The sequence below is a fragment of the Mesorhizobium sp. WSM4871 genome (assembly GCF_055811295.1).
This window is the reverse complement of the sequence record NZ_JBVVPU010000002.1, coordinates 336,857-353,353: the sequence shown is the minus strand read 5'-3', so window position 1 is coordinate 353,353 and position 16,497 is coordinate 336,857. Positions and strand designations below refer to the sequence as shown.

Genomic DNA, 16,497 nt, shown 5'->3' with positions numbered 1-16,497 from the left:
GCCCGTTCTCTAGCCTGCTTGCCGAGCCATGGCGTCCACAGCCCGCACCAGCATGTCGAGATCCTGCGGCCGCGACAGGCGATGGTCGCCGCCGGGGATCAGCGACAGCGTCACGTCGTCGGCCGGCAGCAGGCCGACCAGCTTCAGCGCATGGCTTGACGGCACGTCGGGATCGGCCAGCCCTTGCAATATGTGGATCGGGCAATGCGTGTCGATCGGCCCGGTCATCACCAGGTTCGCCCTGCCGTCCTCGATCAGCGCGCGCGTGTAGATGTAAGGCTCGGCGGAATAATCCGACGGCTCCTCGAAATACCCCTTTTGCCTGAGATCGCGCTTCTGCGCCCTGGTCAGCACCGGCTCGACCAGTTCGGCGGTGAAATCCGGCGCCGGCGCCAGCAGCACCAGGCCGGCGATGCGGTTCTCACCGGCCTTGCGCAGTTCCTGGACCATGCGCAGCGCGATCCAGGCGCCCATCGAGGAACCGACCAGGATCTGCTTGCCCTTGGTGTAGTGGCGGAACACCGCAAGGCTCTCGGCCAGCCATTTCGAGATGGTGCCGTCGGCGAAGGCGCCGCCGGATTCGCCATGGCCGGAATAATCGTGGCGCAGGAAGGCGCGGCCCTGCCCGCCCGCCCATTGGGATAGCCTTTCGGCTTTGGTGCCCAGCATGTCGGATTTGTAGCCGCCAAGCCAGACGATGCCGGGCGCGGCGCCCGCTATCGTTCGGACGGCGATGTTGGTTCCGTCGACGTCGAGAAAAACCGGATTGGTCATGGCTGGTTCCTTCACGCCGGTCTTTTGGCACAGCCGAGGGGCCAGCGAAAAGTGCTGTCGGTCTTTCTTTGCTTGGTGCAGGCCTGCAATCAGGTGATTTCCTGAGAATGCTGTGCTATTGACTCCGACCGCGCGCTCACCACATTGGCGCGTCCACCGATATGAACTGAAAAACCCTGAACGAAACGGCTCAAGGAGACCACGACCATTCGCAGACCTTTCAAAGCAGCGGCGCCCACCAAGGATGGGCCGCGCTCCAACCGTGACATCCGGGTTCCCCGGGTCCAGCTAATCGACGCCGAAGGCCAGAACCGCGGCGATGTCTCCATCAACGACGCATTGCTGCTCGCCGAAGAGGCGGGGCTCGACCTGGTCGAGATATCGCCCAACGCGGTGCCGCCCGTCGTAAAAATCCTCGACCTGGGCAAGCTGAAATACGCCAATCAGAAGAAGGCGGCCGAGGCGCGCAAGAACCAGAAGGTCATCGAGATCAAGGAGATCAAGATGCGCCCGAACATCGACAGCCATGACTACGAGACCAAGATGAAGGCCGTCCGGCGCTTCTTCGAGGAAGGCGACAAGGTCAAGCTGACGCTGCGCTTCCGCGGCCGCGAGATGGCGCATATGGAACTCGGCATGCAGCTTCTGAACAAGGTTCGCGAGGAAGTGGCGCCCATCGCCAAGGTCGAAGCCGAACCGAAGCTCGAAGGCCGCCAGATGATGATGGTGCTGGCACCTCGCTAAAAGCGATCCCGTCAAAGCAAAGGCCGCTTCGGTGGCCTTTGCTTTTGTTTTTGTCTTCGCCATGATTTCTCCGCAAGTTGCATCGACAAGGAACCTGGTTGCCGGTCGTCGCGGCAAAAGGATTGTCCCATGGCCGCTGCGGCACGTTCTCCGATCGAAAAGTCGTTCGACGAAATGGGCCGCTATCAGCGGCGACGGCGCCTCCTGCTGGCGCTGCTGATCGGTGTTTTTTGCGTTTTGCTGATCTTCGGCGGTTCCCCGCAGGATGAACTAACCCACGAACGCATAGAGGCGCACGGGATCGCCCTGATACTGATCGGGATCGGCGGCCGGCTCTGGTCGATCCTTTATATCGGCAACCGCAAGTCGGCCGAAGTGGTTGCTACCGGCCCATATTCGGTGATGCGCAACCCGCTGTATTTTTTCTCTACTGTAGCGGCCGCTGGCATCGGCACCCAGACCGGCAGCGTGATCGTCTCGGTGACGTCGGCGGTTTTGTGCGCGGCCGCGTTCTACATCGTCACGCTGCGCGAGGAACGGCATTTGACCACCGTGCTCGGGGCGCCGTACAAGGACTATATCGCACGGGTGCCGCGGTTTTTTCCCAATCCCCGGCTTTTTCGCGATCAGGCCGAGGTCACCTTCACACCGCGCGTCTTCAATCACACGCTGCGCGACGGCTTGATTTTCCTGGCTGCCATACCGTTTTTCGAACTGATCGAGTCCGGACAGGAAAGCGGTGTAATTCCCGTCCTCTTCTGGCTGTATTGAGTTGCGGATGGGCAAAAGAGGTGACGTGCATTAAATTCGCCTGAATCATGGTGCAGGGCGTCCCGGCGATCGGCAGGGCGCCTGTTTTCTTGGCCAGACGCTCGCGGCAAGTTCCTCGACGATCGGACACCCGACATGGTCAATGAAGTCAGATACGCGCAAGCCAAACACGGGCTTGGCAGCTACCAGCACATGCGCAGGCTGGTGCTTGCCGTGCTGATCGTGGTGATGTTCGCGGCGCTGTTGTTCGGCCAATCGACCTTTCCGCCCGACACGATTGTGCATGAGACGATCGAAATGGGCGGCGTCCTCATGATCTTTCTCGGCGTCGTCGGGCGCTTGTGGTCGACGCTTTACATCGGCGGACGCAAATCCTCCGAAGTGGTGACCGGCGGACCCTATTCGATCACCCGCAACCCGCTCTATGTCTTCTCCACTTTGGCAGCCGCCGGCGTCGGCGCACAGATCGGCTCGATCACGGCCACGATCGGCTTTGGGGTGCTCTGCGCGGGTGCCTTCTACGTCGTCATCCTGCGCGAGGAGAGATACCTCAAGGAGGTCCTTGGCGCACCATACCGGGCCTATCTGGCGAAAGTGCCGCGCTTCTTGCCGAAGCTTTCGCTCTATGAGGAAGGCGAGACCGGCAGCTTCAAGCCGCGCCTGCTGCGCACCACGCTGCTGGACGGCCTGGTGTTCCTGGTGGCGTTGCCGTTCTTTGAACTGATCGACGGCGCGCAGCAGTCGGGTATGCTGCCGGTGCTGTTTCGCTTTCCCTGATCGGGGCAGGACGTCGCCTCTCCTGAGGTGTTGCACAGCCGCCGGCTTTGACGTATAGAGCCGCCGTTCCCAAAAAACCGCCCGGCAGGGCATGCCGTGGCGGTTTCATTTGCTTTTCGGGCTTTGGTCGGCCTGAAGCGAACAAAAAGCGCGATCGTGCGCACATAACGGAGTAGCAAAATGCCCAAGATGAAGACCAAATCGGCCGCCAAGAAGCGGTTCAAGATCACAGGTACGGGTAAAGTCCTGTCGGCTGCGGCCGGCAAGCGTCACGGCATGATCAAGCGTTCCAACAAGTTCATTCGAAATGCCCGCGGCACGATGGTTCTGGCTGAACCGGATGGCAAGAAGGTCATCAAGAATTTTCTGCCGAACGGCCTCTAGGGCATTCGGTCCGGACACGCATTTGTTTTACGCAATTCCGAACGGAAAACCGCCAGGCACTTTCCTGGAATTGCTTTTAAGGAGATCATGACATGGCACGCGTAAAAAGAGGCGTCACCTCGCACGCCAAGCACAAGAAGGTCCTGAAAGCCGCCAAGGGCTTCTACGGCCGCCGCAAGAACACCATCCGCATCGCCAAGCAGGCGGTGGAAAAGTCGCTGCAATACGCTTACCGCGACCGCAAGAACCGCAAGCGCTCGTTCCGCGCGCTGTGGATCCAGCGCATCAACGCCGCGACCCACGAGCACGGCCTGACCTATGGCCGCTTCATCGACGGCCTCAACAAGGCCGGCATCGAGATCGACCGCAAGATCCTGTCGGACATGGCCATCCACGAGCCGCAGGCTTTCGCTGCACTCGTGGCCAAGGCCAAGGTCGCGCTCGAATACCTCAAGAACACCACGCCGAACGCTTTTGAAAGCGCTGTAGCCTAACCAGCGCCTTCCCAAGCATTCGGCAATTCTGATTTGGGGAACCCGCGCTGGCACGGCTGGCGCGGGTTTTTCTTTGGCTCAATCGGGTCCGGAACATGAGCGATATGGAAACTCTAGAGAATTCCCTTATGGCCGACATCGCGTCGGCGGCCGACGAGCAGGCCATCGAAGCCGTGCGCGTTTCGGCGCTCGGCAAGAAGGGCTCGGTCTCCGAAATGCTGAAGACGCTGGGCGCGATGAGCGCCGAGGAACGCCAGCTCAAGGGTCCGGCGATCAACGGCCTCAAGAACCGCGTCACCGATGCGCTTTCCGCCCGCCGGGCCGAGCTGAAAGATGCGGCGATCGCGGTCAGGCTCGCTGCCGAGAAGGTCGATGTCACCTTGCCCGTGCGCCAGTCGCCGGCCGAGCGCGGCCGCATCCATCCGATCAGCCAGGTCATCGACGAGATCGCCGCGATCTTCGGCGATCTCGGTTTCGCCATCGCCGAAGGCCCCGATATCGAGACCGACTATTACAATTTCACCGCGCTGAATTTCCCCGAAGGCCACCCGGCGCGCGAGATGCACGACACCTTCTTCTTCCAGCCGGATGAGAAGGGCGAGCGCAAGTTGCTGCGCACCCACACCTCGCCGGTGCAGATCCGCACCATGGAGCAGCAGAAGCCGCCGATCCGCATCGTCATTCCGGGCAAGACCTACCGGCAGGATTCCGACGCCACCCACTCGCCGATGTTCCATCAGGTCGAGGGGCTGGTCATCGACAAGTCGGCCAACGTCGCCAACATGAAGTGGGTGCTGGAGGAGTTCTGCAAGGCCTTCTTCGAGGTGCCGCAGGTCAAGATGCGCTTCCGGCCGAGCTTCTTCCCGTTCACCGAGCCCAGCCTCGAGGTCGATATCCAGTGCGATCGCTCCAGGCCGGGCGAGGTGCGCTTCGGCGAAGGCTCCGACTGGCTGGAGATCCTCGGCTGCGGCATGGTCCATCCCAACGTGCTGCGCCATGGCGGCCTCGATCCGGACGAGTACCAAGGGTTTGCCTGGGGCATGGGCATCGACCGCATTGCCATGCTGAAATACGGGATGCCGGACCTGCGCGCGTTTTTCGATGCCGATGTGCGCTGGCTGTCGCATTACGGTTTCCGGCCGCTCGACATGCCGACCCTGTTCGGGGGCTTGAGCACATGACAGCGCCGCACGCCGGCGGCTGCCGCTGCGGCGCCGTGCGGTTCGAGGCCTCGGCCGAACCGCATCACATCAGCTATTGCCATTGCGGCGATTGCCGGCGGGCCAGCGGCGCGCCGGTATCGGCCTTTGTCGGCTTTACGACCGACCAGGTCGCCTTTACCAGCAAAGCCTTGAAGATGTTCGAGAATGGCTCGGTGACGCGCTCCTTCTGCGGCACCTGCGGCTCGCCCATCGCCTATGTCGACGAGCGGTTGGAAGACCATATCTACTTCATGCTCGGCGCCATGGACATGCCGGCCTATTTCAAGCCGACGCACCACGCCCATGTGCGCGAGCAACTTCCTTTCCTGCACATGCCGGACGACTTGCCGAGGCATCTCAAGACCAGCGTGCCCAGACCATCATCGTCTAACCCGGACGGAACACTGTCATGAAATTCACCCTCTCCTGGCTGAAGGACCATCTCGAGACCGACGCCTCGCTGGCGGAAATCGTCGAGCGGCTGACATCGATCGGCCTCGAAGTCGAGCATGTCGACGACAAGGCGGGCCTGAAACCTTTCGTCATCGCCAAGGTGCTGACGGCGGTGCAGCACCCCGACGCCGACCGGCTGCGCGTGCTGACCGTGGATACCGGCGATGGCAAGGCGCCGGTGCAGGTAGTATGTGGCGCGCCGAACGCTCGCGCGGGCCTGATCGGCGCCTTCGCGGCGCCCGGCACCTACGTTCCCGGCATCGACGTGACGCTGACGGTCGGCAAGATCCGCGGCGTCGAAAGCCACGGCATGATGTGCTCCGAGCGCGAGCTGGAGCTGTCAGACGAGCATCACGGTATCATCGACCTGCCGGAGGATGCCCCTGTCGGCACCAGCTTCGCCGCCTATGCGCATCTCGACGATCCGGTGATCGAGATCAACCTGACGCCGAACCGGCCGGATGCGACAAGCGTCTATGGCATCGCCAGGGATCTCGCCGCAAGCGGGCTTGGCCGGCTCGTCGGCGGCGCGATCATGCCGCATGCCGGCAACGGCATGTGCCCGGTCAAGGTGAAGATCGAAGCGCCGGAGCTTTGCCCCGGCTTCGCACTCAGGCTGGTCAAGGGCGTCAAGAACGGCCCGTCGCCGAAATGGCTGCAGCAGCGGCTGCTCGCCATTGGGCTCAGGCCAATCAGCGCGCTGGTCGACATCACCAATTACGTGACTTTCGACCGTGGCCGGCCGCTGCATGTCTTCGACGCCGCGAAGGTCGCCGGCAACCTCACCGTGCGCAGGGCGAAGGATGGCGAAAAGGTGCAGGCGCTTGATGGCCGCGAATACACGCTGACGCCCGAAATGTGCGTCATCGCCGACGAGGACGGTGTCGAGTCGATCGCCGGCATCATGGGCGGCGAGCATTCCGGCTGCGACGAGAACACGTCAGACGTGCTGATCGAATCCGCGCTTTGGGATCCGATCACCACGGCCCGTACCGGCCGCACGCTCGGCATCATCACCGATGCGCGCTACCGCTTCGAGCGCGGCGTCGATCCCGAATTCATGGTCCCCGGCGTGGAGCTGGCGACGAAGCTGGTGCTCGATTTCTGCGGCGGCACGCCGACGGAAACCGAAGTCGTCGGCTATGCCGGCCACACGCCCAAGATCGTGGCCTTCCCGCTGTCGGAAGTGAAGCGCCTGACCGGCATCGAGGTGCCCAGGGACGAGAGCCTCGGCATCCTGTCGCGCCTCGGTTTCGAGCCGCAGGGCTCGGGCGACGTCGTCGATGTGAAGGTCCCTTCCTGGCGGCCGGATGTCGACGGCAAGGCCGACCTGGTCGAAGAGGTGATGCGCATCCATGGCGTCGACAACATCCTGGCCCAGCCGCTCGGCGCCCATGACGCGGTCAATGCGAAAATCCTGACGACGCTGCAGATCCGCACCCGCGCGGCCAAGCGGGCGCTTGCCGTACGCGGCATGATGGAGGCCGTCACCTGGTCGTTCATTCCGGCAAAGCACGCCGAACTGTTCGGCGGTGGGCAGACGGCGCTTAAGCTTGCCAACCCGATCGCCGCCGACATGTCCGACATGCGGCCCTCGCTGTTGCCCGGCCTGATCGCCGCTGCCCAGCGCAATGCCGACAAGGGCATTGGCGATGTCGCGTTGTTCGAGGTCTCGGGCACCTATGAGGGCGATGGCGCCGACCAGCAGCGGCGCGTCGCCGCCGGCGTGCGACGCGGCACCGCCAAGCTCGACGGCTCTGGCCGCAACTGGGCCGGCAATTCAGGTCCGGTAGGCGTGTTCGACGCCAAGGCCGACGCGATCGCAGCGCTCGAAGCCTGCGGCGCGCCGGTCGACCGACTGCAGATCGAGGCCGGCGGCCCTGCCTGGTACCATCCCGGCCGCTCCGGCACGATCAAGCTCGGGCCAAAAGTCGTCCTGGGCACGTTCGGCGAGTTCCATCCCAAGACGCTGGAAGGGCTTGACGTCTCAGGCCCGCTCTGCGGCTTCGAGGCGTTTGTCGACGCCGTGCCCGAGCCGAAGGCCAAGCCGACGAAAACCAAGCCGAGGCTGGAGCTGTCCGCCTTCCAGGCGGTGAAGCGCGACTTCGCTTTCGTCGTCGATAGAGCGGTGGAGGCCGGCACGCTGGTGCGCGCCGCCCTTGCCGCCGACAGGAAGCTGATATCAGGTGTCTCGGTCTTCGACGTCTTCGAAGGGGCGTCGCTGGGGGCCACCAAGAAATCGATCGCCATCGAAGTGTCGATCCAGCCGGTCGAAAAGACGCTGACCGACGAGGATTTCGAGGCGCTGGCCAGGCGCATCGTCGAGAATGTCGGCAAGCAGACGGGTGGCGTGTTGAGAGCTTAGATGCGTCTGACCTCGCTCGAAATATTTTTCGTTCAGGAGTTTTGTCGTTCAGCAGGCATTTCTCTTGATTTGGCGGGCGTGCTGGAAGTCAAAGACCGCAACCGCAATCCTGTAGGGTTCATGACCACAGTCATTCCCTCGTCGGTTCCCCCCGAATTGCGTTTTGGGAGTCGGGTGTTCAGTCAGCTTAAGATAGCCCATATCGGGCCTGACCAGCTTGCTTGTGGCATGGTTCTGTTCTTCGACGAGGCTACTGGAGTACTCGAAGCGATCGAAGGCTTTGCATATGGCGAAGTATGGCCATCAATCGAAGAACCCGCGTTCTGGTCTGAACTCAACGAACAATGAGCCGAGGGATTGCGGCTGAATGGCGAATCGCTCTCCAAAGAGCGATGGACCATCTCCGCTATTCCGAGCTCCCGTTCGAAACCCAACGCACGGCTTTCCTCGAGATCGTCGCCGCCGACCCTCTGCTCGGCGAGACGCTGAAGCGGGCACGCGAGCTCGATTTGCCCGATTGGCTGGTTGTCTCGGGCGCGCTCTACAACAGCGTCTGGAACCATCTGGCCGGCAAGCCGTCGGGCTACGGCATCAGGGATGTCGACCTGTTCTATTTCGACGGGAGCGATCTGTCCTACGATGCCGAGGACAGTGTAATTGCCCGCGCCGCTCCGGTCTTCGCCGGTCTGCCGCTGCCGGTCGAGATCCGCAATCAGGCGCGGGTGCACCTGTGGTATCCCCTGAAGTTCGGCCGAAGCTGCCCCCGCTATACCAGCTCCAGCCACTCGCTCGGCTTTTTCGCCTCGCGGACCCACGCGGTCGGCGTCCGCATGGACAATGACGGCCAGCTCCAACTGGTGGCGCCGTTCGGCCTCGACGACATCTTCTCGTTTCGCATCACCCCGGAACCGGGTAATGGACAATCAGGAGACGCATGAGACGAAGGGGGCGCGGGCCAGGGAGAACTGGCCGGAGATCACTGTCGAGCCGTGGTGAGGCTAGTATTCTCCGCAGACGTTGGCGCGAGGCACCCCCCTCTGTCCTGCCGGACATCTCCCCCTCAAGGGGGGAGATTGGCCACTTTGCCGTCCCGCCTTTCATTCATTTCTGACGATTGGCGAAAGCCGAGGTGACATCCAATCTCCCCCCTTGAGGGGGAGATGTCCGGCAGGACAGAGGGGGGTGCCTCGCGCCAACGTCTCACCCATTGACCAGCGCTAGCAGCTCCTCCGTGTAGCGCTTGCCGACGACCTTGTCGGGCGACAGCGCATCGCCAATGGCCGTGACGTCGGCTTGGCTCAACACGATCTCAGCCGCCGCCGTGTTCTGCTCCAGATGGCGGATTTTTCGCGCGCCGGGGATCGGCACGATGAAATCGCCCTGATGCAGCACCCAGGCGAGCGCCAGCTGGGCTGGGGTCACGCCCTTTTGCGCCGCCATCTTTTCCAGAGTGGCGATCACCTTGGCATTGGCTGCCATCGCCTCGGCCTGGAAGCGCGGCAAGCTACGGCGCCAGTCGTCGGCACCGAGAACGTCGGGTTTGGCGATGGTGCCGGTGAGCAGGCCGCGGCCGAGCGGGCTGTAGGGGACAAAGCCGATGCCGAGTTCGCGGCAGACGGCGAACACTTCTTCTTCCGGATCGCGGCTCCAAAGCGAGTATTCGCTCTGCACGGCCGCGATCGGATGCACGGCATGCGCCCGGCGGATGGTTGCCGCACTCGCTTCCGACAGACCCAGCGCGCGCACCTTGCCCTCTTGCACCAACTCGGCCATGGCGCCGACCGTGTCCTCGATCGGCACATTGGGGTCGACACGATGCTGGTAATAGAGGTCGATCACATCGGTGCCCAGCCGCTTCAGCGACGCCTCGGCGACCGCCTTGACGTGCTCGGGGCGGCTGTCGACACCAGCCATGCGATCGATGCCCGTGCCTTCTTCGAGGATCCTGAAGCCGAATTTGGTCGCGATGGTCACGCGGTCGCGCACCGGTCCCAGCGCCTTGCCGAGCAGGATCTCGTTCTCATAGGGGCCATAGACCTCGGCCGTGTCGAAGAAATTGACGCCGATCTCGACGGCGCGGCGCAGCGTGGCGATCGACTCCTTCTCCTCCTGGCCGCCATAGACGAAGCTCATGCCCATGCAGCCGAGGCCGACGGGGTAGACATCCAATTCAGTTCCTAGCTTGCGGGTCTGCATCACGCGTCTCCTTGTTGCGATGCGGTAGACATAGCGCCTTGCTTCCTGTTCGATAATCGGCTCTCATTTGCACAGGCTGTTCTAAAAGATAGATCAATGAATCGAGCTCACCTTTCTCAACTGGCGGTGCTGGCAACCGTCGCCCAGTTCGGCAGCTTTCGGGGTGCCGCCAGGGAGTTGGCCATTGCACCCTCGGCGGTCAGTCACGCGATCTCCACCCTGGAAGCGCGGCTCGGCGTTCGCCTGCTGGCGCGCAGCACGCGCAGCGTCGCCCCGACGGAAGAAGGCGCGCAATTGCTGGAGCGTCTGCGACCGGCGCTGTCGGAGATCGACCTTGCGCTGGAATCGGCGGTCGAGGCGCGCGACCGGCCTGCCGGCAATCTCAGGCTCACCGTGCCGCGCACCGCGGCCCATCTGGCGCTGACGCCACGGCTCGGCGCCTTTGCCGCGGCCTATCCGGATATCGTGCTGGAGATCGTCATCGAGGACCGCTTCACCGATGTCGTCGAAGGCGGCTTCGACGCAGGCGTCCGGCTCAGCGAGAGCCTGCAGCGCGACATGATCGCGGTGCGCATCGGCCCCTATATTCGCGGCGCCGTGGTCGGTGCGCCGTCCTACTTCAGGAACATGCCCAGGCCGCGCCATCCCAATGATCTCGCCGACCACCGATGCCTGCGCTTCCGCTTCTCCAGCGGCATCCTCTATCGCTGGGAATTCGAGAAGGACGGTGAGGAGATCGAACTGGCGGTGCAAGGCCCGCTGATTCTCGACGAGGACTATCTGATCGCCAATGCGGCCATCGATGGCGCCGGGCTTGCTTTCCTGTTCGAGGATTATGTCCGCGAGGCGATTGCCGATGGCAGGCTCATTCGCGTGCTGGAGGACTGGTGCCAACCCTTCGACGGCTTCTTCGTTTATTACCCGAGCCGCCGCCAGATGCGGCCGGCGCTCAGGGCCTTTGTCGATTTCTTCAAGACCTCCGGATGAAAGCCGGGCTCGCGGGCGTTCACCGACCATGTCCGCATCGATCACCAACACTTCGACCCGCTACGGCTGGGCAGCGATCGTTCTTCACTGGTTGATCGCTTTGATCTTCATCGGTCAGTTCGCGCTTGGCTTCGTCATGGTGCGGCTAACCAGCCAGCGCAGCGCCTTCGAGCTGATCCAGCTGCACAAGTCGTTTGGTTTCCTGCTGCTAGGCCTCATCATCCTGCGCATCGCCTGGCGGCTCGGCAATGCGGCGCCGGCCCTGCCGCGCTCGGTCGGGCCTTTCGAACGCCGGACGGCGCCGCTCGCGCATTTTGCGCTCTATGCATTTCAGCTTGCGCTGCCCCTGTCCGGCTGGGCGCTGGTTTCGGTCTCGATGCTGGAGATACCCAGCATGCCCTTCAACCTGTTCGTCATGCCGAACCTGCCATTGGCCGAATCGGATGCGGCCGAGAGCTTCTGGACGGCGGCGCATTGGTATCTCGCCTATGCCGGCACCGCGCTTGTCGCTCTGCATGCGCTCGCTGCGCTGCGCCATCATTTCTGGCTGAAGGACACGGTGCTGACGCGCATGATCACGCCTTCGTCAGACCGTGACATGGAATAGGGTGGGCTGCTCATTCGTTGATGAGGCGAGAACGCAGACAATGCGTGTCTCCAGAAGGAAAAAACCCATGTACGCGCGCATCTTCGGATTTGCGGCTCTTGCCGCTTGCCTTGCCATGCCTGTTTCCGCGGCGGTCGCCCTTAGCGACGCTGCCGGCAGCTATACGATCAGCCCGGCCAGCTCCAGCATCCACTTCTCCATCGGCAAGGTCGGCGGCGGCGGGCTCGACGGCGCCTTCTCTCGTTTCAAGGGCAGCATCCGCATCGACAACAGCGATGTCGGGCGCTCCCAGGTCAATTTCACCATCTTCCCCGAAAGCGTCGGCACCGGCCAGAGCCGCATCGACGCCTTCCTTCGCTCGGACGCTGTGTTCGATGCCGCCAACAACCCGGAAATCCAGTTCCGTTCGACCAGCGTCAAACGCACTGGCGACACCACTGCCCTCGTCACCGGCCGGCTGACGGCGCGCGGCAAGACCCTTCCGGAAAAGTTCACCGCCGAGCTCGGCGGCCTCAAGGCCGGCACGATAAAGTTCCACGTCACCGGCAACGTACTGCGCTCGCGCTACGGCATGGATGTCGGCACGCCGATCTATTCCAACATCGTCGCTTTCGATATGACGCTGACCGGTAGAAGGGGTTAGCTTCACCTTCGCGATTGGCGCAGACACCTCTCGCATCGTCATCCTGGGGCGGAGCAAGGAGCGAAGCGACGCGGCGCAGACCCCAGGATCCATGCCGAGACATCAAGGCGTCGCGACGGTTCGGAATTCTGCTCCGCTGCACTCTTCGGCTGAAATCGCGGCATGGATCCTCGGGTCAAAAGCCCGAGGATGACGAAGGCTCTGATTGGCTTTTCTCCTGAATTAGGGCAAACCTCCACTCCTGCAATCGAGATGGAGGAAGCCTGATGTTCCGATGGGGTGTTTTGTCGACGGCCAAGATCGGCCGCGAGCATCTTTTGCCCGCAATGGTCGAGGCGGAGAACGGCGTGCTGTCGGCGATCGCTAGCCGCGATGTGTCGAAGGCGCGTGCGCTGGCCGAGCGCTTCGGCGCGCGCCATGCGTTCGGTTCTTATGAGGAACTGCTCGCCTCCAAGGAGGTCGATGGCGTCTATATCCCGTTGCCCACTTCGCAGCATGTCGAGTGGACGGCGAAGGCGATCGAAGCCGGCAAGCATGTGCTGGTCGAAAAGCCGGTGGCGCTCGATGCCAAGGACATTCCACCGTTGATCAAGCTGCGCGACACCAAAAAGGTGCTGGTCTGCGAAGCCTTCATGGTCGTCTACCACCCGCAATGGATCAAGGTGCGCGACCTCATCGCCAGCGGCGCCATCGGCCGGCTGCGCCACGTCCAGGGCGCGTTCTCCTATTACAATGTCGATCCCACCAACATGCGCAACCAGCTCGACCTTGGTGGCGGCGCGCTGCCCGATATCGGCGTCTACCCGACGGTGTCGACGCGTTTTTCGACCGGCAAGGAGCCGCTGCGGGTGCAAGCGACCATAGAGCGCGACAAGAAATTCGGCACCGACATCTATTCCTCGATCCGCGCCGATTTCGGCGACTTCGAACTGTCCTTCTATCTGTCGACGCAGATGGCGGCGCGGCAGGTGATGGTGTTCCACGGCGAGAAGGGTTTCATCGAAGTGTTCTCGCCGTTCAATGCCGGTCTCTATGACCATCACCGTATCGAATTGCACAACCAGAATCACAGCGAGGCGCAGGTGTTCCGCTTTCCCGGCACGCAGCAGTACCGGCTGGAGGTCGAGGCCTTCGCGCGGGCGGCGCAAGGCGGCAAGGAACGCGTCTTCACGCTGGAGGAATCCGTGCTCAACCAGAAGGTCATCGACGCCATCTTCCGCGCCGGCGAGAAGGAAGGTTGGGAGAAGGTTTAGGCTGACCATGATCCCGAACCGAAGGTCCGCGCCAGCGAAAAGTGGGAACCGGTTTTCGGAAAAGATCATGGTCCAACAAAATGCCTGACGATGCGGATGTAATCGTGGTCGGCGCCGGCCTTGCCGGGCTGGTCGCCGCGGCGGAGCTGGCCGAGGCCGGCAAGAAGACCATCATCCTCGACCAGGAGCCTCAGCAATCGCTCGGCGGCCAGGCGTTCTGGTCGCTGGGCGGCATTTTCCTCGTCGATTCGCCCGAACAGCGGCGCATGCGCATCCGCGACTCGCATGATCTCGCGCTCGAGGACTGGCTGGGCACCGCCGCCTTCGATCGCGCGGAAGATTCCTGGCCGCGCCGATGGGCCGAGGCCTATGTCGGCTTTGCCGCCGGCGAGAAGCGCGGCTGGCTGATGCAGCGCGGTATAAAATTCTTTCCGGTGGTCGGCTGGGCCGAGCGTGGCGGCGGCAATGCCGTCGGCCACGGCAATTCGGTGCCGCGCTTCCATATCACCTGGGGCACTGGTCCCGGCGTGCTCGAACCCTTCGTCCACCGCCTGCGTGTGGCCGAAAGCCAAGGGCTGATCCGCTTCAAATTCCGTCACCGGGTCAACGAGTTGGTCCGGACCGGCACGGTTGTAACCGGCGCACGCGGCGACATACTCGCGCCAAGCGACGTCGAGCGCGGCCGCAAGAGTTCGCGCGAGGTTGCCGGCGATTTCGAACTGAAGGCGCAAGCGGTCATCGTCGCCTCCGGCGGCATCGGCGCCAATCACGAACTTGTCCGCAGGAATTGGCCGCAGCGCCTGGGTTCGCCGCCGCGACGCATGATCAGCGGCGTTCCCGACCATGTCGACGGCCGCATGCTGGCGATCGCCGAAGCTGCTGGCGGCAGCGTCATCAATCGCGACCGCATGTGGCACTATGTCGAAGGCATCAAGAACTGGGCGCCGCTCTGGACCGGCCATGGCATCCGCATCCTGCCCGGCCCGTCGTCGCTCTGGCTCGATGCGCGCGGCAAACGCCTGCCGGTGCCGCTCTATCCCGGCTTCGATACGCTCGGCACGCTCAGCCACATTATGGCGACGGGCTTCGACTATTCCTGGTTTATCCTGACCAGGAAGATCATCCAGAAGGAGTTCGCGCTGTCGGGCTCCGAACAGAATCCCGACCTGACGGGCAGGAGCTGGCGCCAGGTGCTCGGCCGCGCCACGTCAGGCATTCCGGGACCGGTGAAGGCGTTTATGGAGAAGGGCGAGGACTTCATCGTCGAGTCCGATTTGTCGGCGCTGGTTGCCCGCATGAACGCGCTGGCCGGCGGCGAGCCGCTACTTGAGCTGGCCCAAATCGAGCGCCAGATCCGTGCCCGTGACCGGCAGCTCGACAATCCGTTTTCCAAGGACATGCAGATCACCGCGTTGCGCGGCGCGCGGGCCTATCTCGGCGACCGGCTGATCCGCACGGCCAAGCCTCACAAGATGCTCGATCCCGCGAATGGCCCGCTGATCGCGGTCCGGCTCAACATCCTGACCCGCAAGACGCTGGGTGGGTTGCAGACCGATCTCGACAGCCGCGTGCTGGACGCCGGCGGCCAGCCGGTCGAAGGGCTCTATGCCGTGGGCGAGGTCGCCGGTTTCGGCGGCGGCGGCATGCATGGCTATGCCGCGCTGGAAGGCACGTTTCTCGGTGGTTGCATCTTTTCGGGCCGCGCCGCCGGCCGGGCGGCTGCGCGCGCTGTGGGCTAATTTAGGGACTCACCAGATCCATTCGCCTCGTCCCAGAACCGACACCGCGTCGACGATCCGGGTAAAGCTCGTACGCGCCCGGCCGACCGTGTGCCTGGCCCTGAGGTAACCATGCACCAGTCCCGGCTCCTCGAACCAAAAGGCGTGCCCGCCCGCTGCCACGATGCGGTCGCGATAGGCTTCGCCGTCGGAGGACAGCGGATCGCATTCGGCGGTAATCAGCACCGTCGGCGGTAGATAGGCGAAATCGGCGTCGGCAAGTGGTGACAGCGTAATGTCGCCGGTCCGGTCCGCCCCGCCGGTGCGGATGTGCTTGTAGAATTCGATATCGCGGGCCGTCAGCATGGGCGCCTCGGCATGCGTCACATAGGAACCCTTTGAACGGTCGCCGAACAGGCCTGCATAGATCAGCACCTGGCCGATCGGTTTTCTCTTGTGGCCGCGTGTAGCATGGCTGACGGTCGCTGCGAGATTGCCGCCGGCGCTGTCGCCGCAAAGCAGGATCGGCCGCTTGTAGGTGGTTGCCGCCCATTCGAAGGCGTTGATGGCGTCGTCGAAGGCGGCAGGATGAAGGTGTTCAGGCGCCAGCCGGTAGTCCACCGAAACCACCTCAAAGCCGGTGCGGGCGCAAAGCTCGGCGCAGACATCGTCATGGCTGTCCAACCCACCGAGGATGAAACCGCCGCCATGGAAATACAGCACCATCGCCGCTGCTTCCGGCGCCGGCGTCCGGTAGATGCGGATCGGGATGGCGTGCGAAGGCGTGGCAATGGCGGTGGTTTCGGCCGTCACGCCCTCGGGGTATCCGGCAAAGAATTCGCGGCACATGCGGTCGTAGATCTCGCGCTGCTGCGCGATCGTGTAGTCGATCGTATCCGGCGGATAATAGGAATTGGTCCGCTCGATGAAGGCCCAGGTCTCGGCGTCGATAAGGGTTTTGTAGTCGGTCATGGTTGCTGGATAGGCTGCCAAGGTTGCGCTTGAACACCCCCCTCTGGCCTGCCGGCCATCTCCCCCTCAAGGGGGGAGATTGGCAGCTTCGAGTTCGGTGCTTTTCCTGCGACATAGAAGATTGGCGAAAGCCTTAGCGACATCCGATCTCCCCCCT

17 protein-coding genes and 1 pseudogene are annotated in these 16,497 nt (G+C 63.1%); 15 read left to right on the top strand and 3 right to left on the bottom strand.

Annotated features, from left to right (window positions below; genetic code table 11):
• Positions 1–9: 9 nt before the first annotated feature.
• Positions 10–774 carry an alpha/beta hydrolase gene (locus AC0L2H_RS05055; RefSeq protein WP_473589176.1) on the bottom strand — a complete coding sequence of 255 codons (765 nt, stop codon included), beginning with the start codon at positions 772–774 and terminating at the stop codon, positions 10–12.
• A gap of 207 nt (positions 775–981) precedes the next feature.
• On the opposite strand from AC0L2H_RS05055, the gene infC reads away from it, so the two are divergent.
• The 10 genes and pseudogenes from infC (at position 982) to AC0L2H_RS05005 (ending at position 8,960) form a co-directional block, all read left to right on the top strand.
• Positions 982–1,518, top strand: coding sequence for a translation initiation factor IF-3 (gene infC, locus AC0L2H_RS05050; protein WP_081482097.1), 537 nt, complete (start codon positions 982–984; stop codon positions 1,516–1,518).
• Between the two features lie 129 nt (positions 1,519–1,647).
• Positions 1,648–2,289 carry a methyltransferase family protein gene (locus tag AC0L2H_RS05045; RefSeq protein WP_473589175.1) on the top strand — a complete coding sequence of 214 codons (642 nt, stop codon included), beginning with the start codon at positions 1,648–1,650 and terminating at the stop codon, positions 2,287–2,289.
• A 135-nt stretch (positions 2,290–2,424) separates the two neighbouring features.
• The gene (locus AC0L2H_RS05040) at positions 2,425–3,066 is read left to right on the top strand and encodes a methyltransferase family protein (protein ID WP_473589174.1); all 642 of its coding nucleotides are present in this window, start codon (positions 2,425–2,427) and stop codon (positions 3,064–3,066) included.
• Positions 3,067–3,246: 180 nt separating this feature from the next.
• Positions 3,247–3,450: a 50S ribosomal protein L35 gene (rpmI, locus tag AC0L2H_RS05035; RefSeq protein WP_006201248.1), complete on the top strand. Its 204-nt coding sequence runs from the start codon at positions 3,247–3,249 to the stop codon at positions 3,448–3,450.
• Between the two features lie 92 nt (positions 3,451–3,542).
• On the top strand, positions 3,543–3,944 hold the full coding sequence (gene rplT, locus AC0L2H_RS05030) for a 50S ribosomal protein L20 (RefSeq protein WP_006201247.1): 402 nt from the start codon (positions 3,543–3,545) through the stop codon (positions 3,942–3,944).
• Positions 3,945–4,039: 95 nt separating this feature from the next.
• On the top strand, positions 4,040–5,125 hold the full coding sequence (gene pheS / locus AC0L2H_RS05025) for a phenylalanine--tRNA ligase subunit alpha (RefSeq protein ID WP_473589173.1): 1,086 nt from the start codon (positions 4,040–4,042) through the stop codon (positions 5,123–5,125).
• On the top strand, positions 5,122–5,559 hold the full coding sequence (locus tag AC0L2H_RS05020; RefSeq protein ID WP_473589172.1) for a GFA family protein: 438 nt from the start codon (positions 5,122–5,124) through the stop codon (positions 5,557–5,559). The genes pheS and AC0L2H_RS05020 overlap by 4 nt, the downstream gene beginning before the upstream one ends.
• Positions 5,556–7,964 (top strand): phenylalanine--tRNA ligase subunit beta, encoded by a 2,409-nt coding sequence (pheT, locus tag AC0L2H_RS05015; protein WP_473589171.1) that lies wholly within the window; start codon positions 5,556–5,558, stop codon positions 7,962–7,964. The genes AC0L2H_RS05020 and pheT overlap by 4 nt, the downstream gene beginning before the upstream one ends.
• Positions 7,965–8,312, top strand: coding sequence for a hypothetical protein (locus tag AC0L2H_RS05010; protein WP_473589170.1), 348 nt, complete (start codon positions 7,965–7,967; stop codon positions 8,310–8,312).
• Positions 8,313–8,356: 44 nt separating this feature from the next.
• Positions 8,357–8,960: pseudogene (locus tag AC0L2H_RS05005) on the top strand (nucleotidyltransferase family protein).
• 204 nt (positions 8,961–9,164) lie between these two features.
• Here AC0L2H_RS05005 and AC0L2H_RS05000 read toward each other — a convergent pair.
• Positions 9,165–10,160: an aldo/keto reductase gene (locus tag AC0L2H_RS05000; protein WP_473589169.1), complete on the bottom strand. Its 996-nt coding sequence runs from the start codon at positions 10,158–10,160 to the stop codon at positions 9,165–9,167.
• Positions 10,161–10,256: 96 nt separating this feature from the next.
• On the opposite strand from AC0L2H_RS05000, the gene AC0L2H_RS04995 reads away from it, so the two are divergent.
• The 5 genes from AC0L2H_RS04995 to AC0L2H_RS04975 all read left to right on the top strand — a co-directional run bounded on the left by AC0L2H_RS04995 (position 10,257) and on the right by AC0L2H_RS04975 (position 15,389).
• Entirely contained in the window at positions 10,257–11,147 is an 891-nt protein-coding gene (locus tag AC0L2H_RS04995) for a LysR family transcriptional regulator (protein ID WP_473589168.1), read from the top strand.
• A gap of 28 nt (positions 11,148–11,175) precedes the next feature.
• Positions 11,176–11,754 carry a cytochrome b gene (locus AC0L2H_RS04990; protein ID WP_473589167.1) on the top strand — a complete coding sequence of 193 codons (579 nt, stop codon included), beginning with the start codon at positions 11,176–11,178 and terminating at the stop codon, positions 11,752–11,754.
• Between the two features lie 67 nt (positions 11,755–11,821).
• A complete protein-coding gene (locus AC0L2H_RS04985; protein ID WP_473589166.1) occupies positions 11,822–12,397 on the top strand; it encodes a YceI family protein in 576 nt (191 codons plus the stop codon).
• A 266-nt stretch (positions 12,398–12,663) separates the two neighbouring features.
• On the top strand, positions 12,664–13,650 hold the full coding sequence (locus AC0L2H_RS04980; RefSeq protein ID WP_473589165.1) for a Gfo/Idh/MocA family protein: 987 nt from the start codon (positions 12,664–12,666) through the stop codon (positions 13,648–13,650).
• Positions 13,651–13,730: 80 nt separating this feature from the next.
• The gene (locus AC0L2H_RS04975; RefSeq protein WP_473589164.1) at positions 13,731–15,389 is read left to right on the top strand and encodes an FAD-binding dehydrogenase; all 1,659 of its coding nucleotides are present in this window, start codon (positions 13,731–13,733) and stop codon (positions 15,387–15,389) included.
• 9 nt (positions 15,390–15,398) lie between these two features.
• Here the strand turns inward: AC0L2H_RS04975 and AC0L2H_RS04970 are convergent, their stop codons facing one another.
• Positions 15,399–16,340 carry an alpha/beta hydrolase gene (locus AC0L2H_RS04970; RefSeq protein ID WP_473589163.1) on the bottom strand — a complete coding sequence of 314 codons (942 nt, stop codon included), beginning with the start codon at positions 16,338–16,340 and terminating at the stop codon, positions 15,399–15,401.
• Positions 16,341–16,497: the final 157 nt, after the last annotated feature.

Excerpts from the sequence above, each read along its gene's own strand:
- AC0L2H_RS05055 (WP_473589176.1), bottom strand. The coding sequence starts at position 774 with ATGACCAATCCGGTTTTTCTCGACGTCGACGGAACCAACATCGCCGTC.
- AC0L2H_RS05045 (WP_473589175.1), top strand. The coding sequence starts at position 1,648 with ATGGCCGCTGCGGCACGTTCTCCGATCGAAAAGTCGTTCGACGAAATG.
- AC0L2H_RS05040 (WP_473589174.1), top strand. The coding sequence starts at position 2,425 with ATGGTCAATGAAGTCAGATACGCGCAAGCCAAACACGGGCTTGGCAGC.
- rpmI (WP_006201248.1), top strand. The coding sequence starts at position 3,247 with ATGCCCAAGATGAAGACCAAATCGGCCGCCAAGAAGCGGTTCAAGATC.
- rplT (WP_006201247.1), top strand. The coding sequence starts at position 3,543 with ATGGCACGCGTAAAAAGAGGCGTCACCTCGCACGCCAAGCACAAGAAG.
- pheS (WP_473589173.1), top strand. The coding sequence starts at position 4,040 with ATGAGCGATATGGAAACTCTAGAGAATTCCCTTATGGCCGACATCGCG.
- AC0L2H_RS05020 (WP_473589172.1), top strand. The coding sequence starts at position 5,122 with ATGACAGCGCCGCACGCCGGCGGCTGCCGCTGCGGCGCCGTGCGGTTC.
- pheT (WP_473589171.1), top strand. The coding sequence starts at position 5,556 with ATGAAATTCACCCTCTCCTGGCTGAAGGACCATCTCGAGACCGACGCC.
- AC0L2H_RS05010 (WP_473589170.1), top strand. The coding sequence starts at position 7,965 with ATGCGTCTGACCTCGCTCGAAATATTTTTCGTTCAGGAGTTTTGTCGT.
- AC0L2H_RS05000 (WP_473589169.1), bottom strand. The coding sequence starts at position 10,160 with ATGCAGACCCGCAAGCTAGGAACTGAATTGGATGTCTACCCCGTCGGC.
- AC0L2H_RS04995 (WP_473589168.1), top strand. The coding sequence starts at position 10,257 with ATGAATCGAGCTCACCTTTCTCAACTGGCGGTGCTGGCAACCGTCGCC.
- AC0L2H_RS04990 (WP_473589167.1), top strand. The coding sequence starts at position 11,176 with ATGTCCGCATCGATCACCAACACTTCGACCCGCTACGGCTGGGCAGCG.
- AC0L2H_RS04985 (WP_473589166.1), top strand. The coding sequence starts at position 11,822 with ATGTACGCGCGCATCTTCGGATTTGCGGCTCTTGCCGCTTGCCTTGCC.
- AC0L2H_RS04980 (WP_473589165.1), top strand. The coding sequence starts at position 12,664 with ATGTTCCGATGGGGTGTTTTGTCGACGGCCAAGATCGGCCGCGAGCAT.
- AC0L2H_RS04975 (WP_473589164.1), top strand. The coding sequence starts at position 13,731 with ATGCCTGACGATGCGGATGTAATCGTGGTCGGCGCCGGCCTTGCCGGG.
- AC0L2H_RS04970 (WP_473589163.1), bottom strand. The coding sequence starts at position 16,340 with ATGACCGACTACAAAACCCTTATCGACGCCGAGACCTGGGCCTTCATC.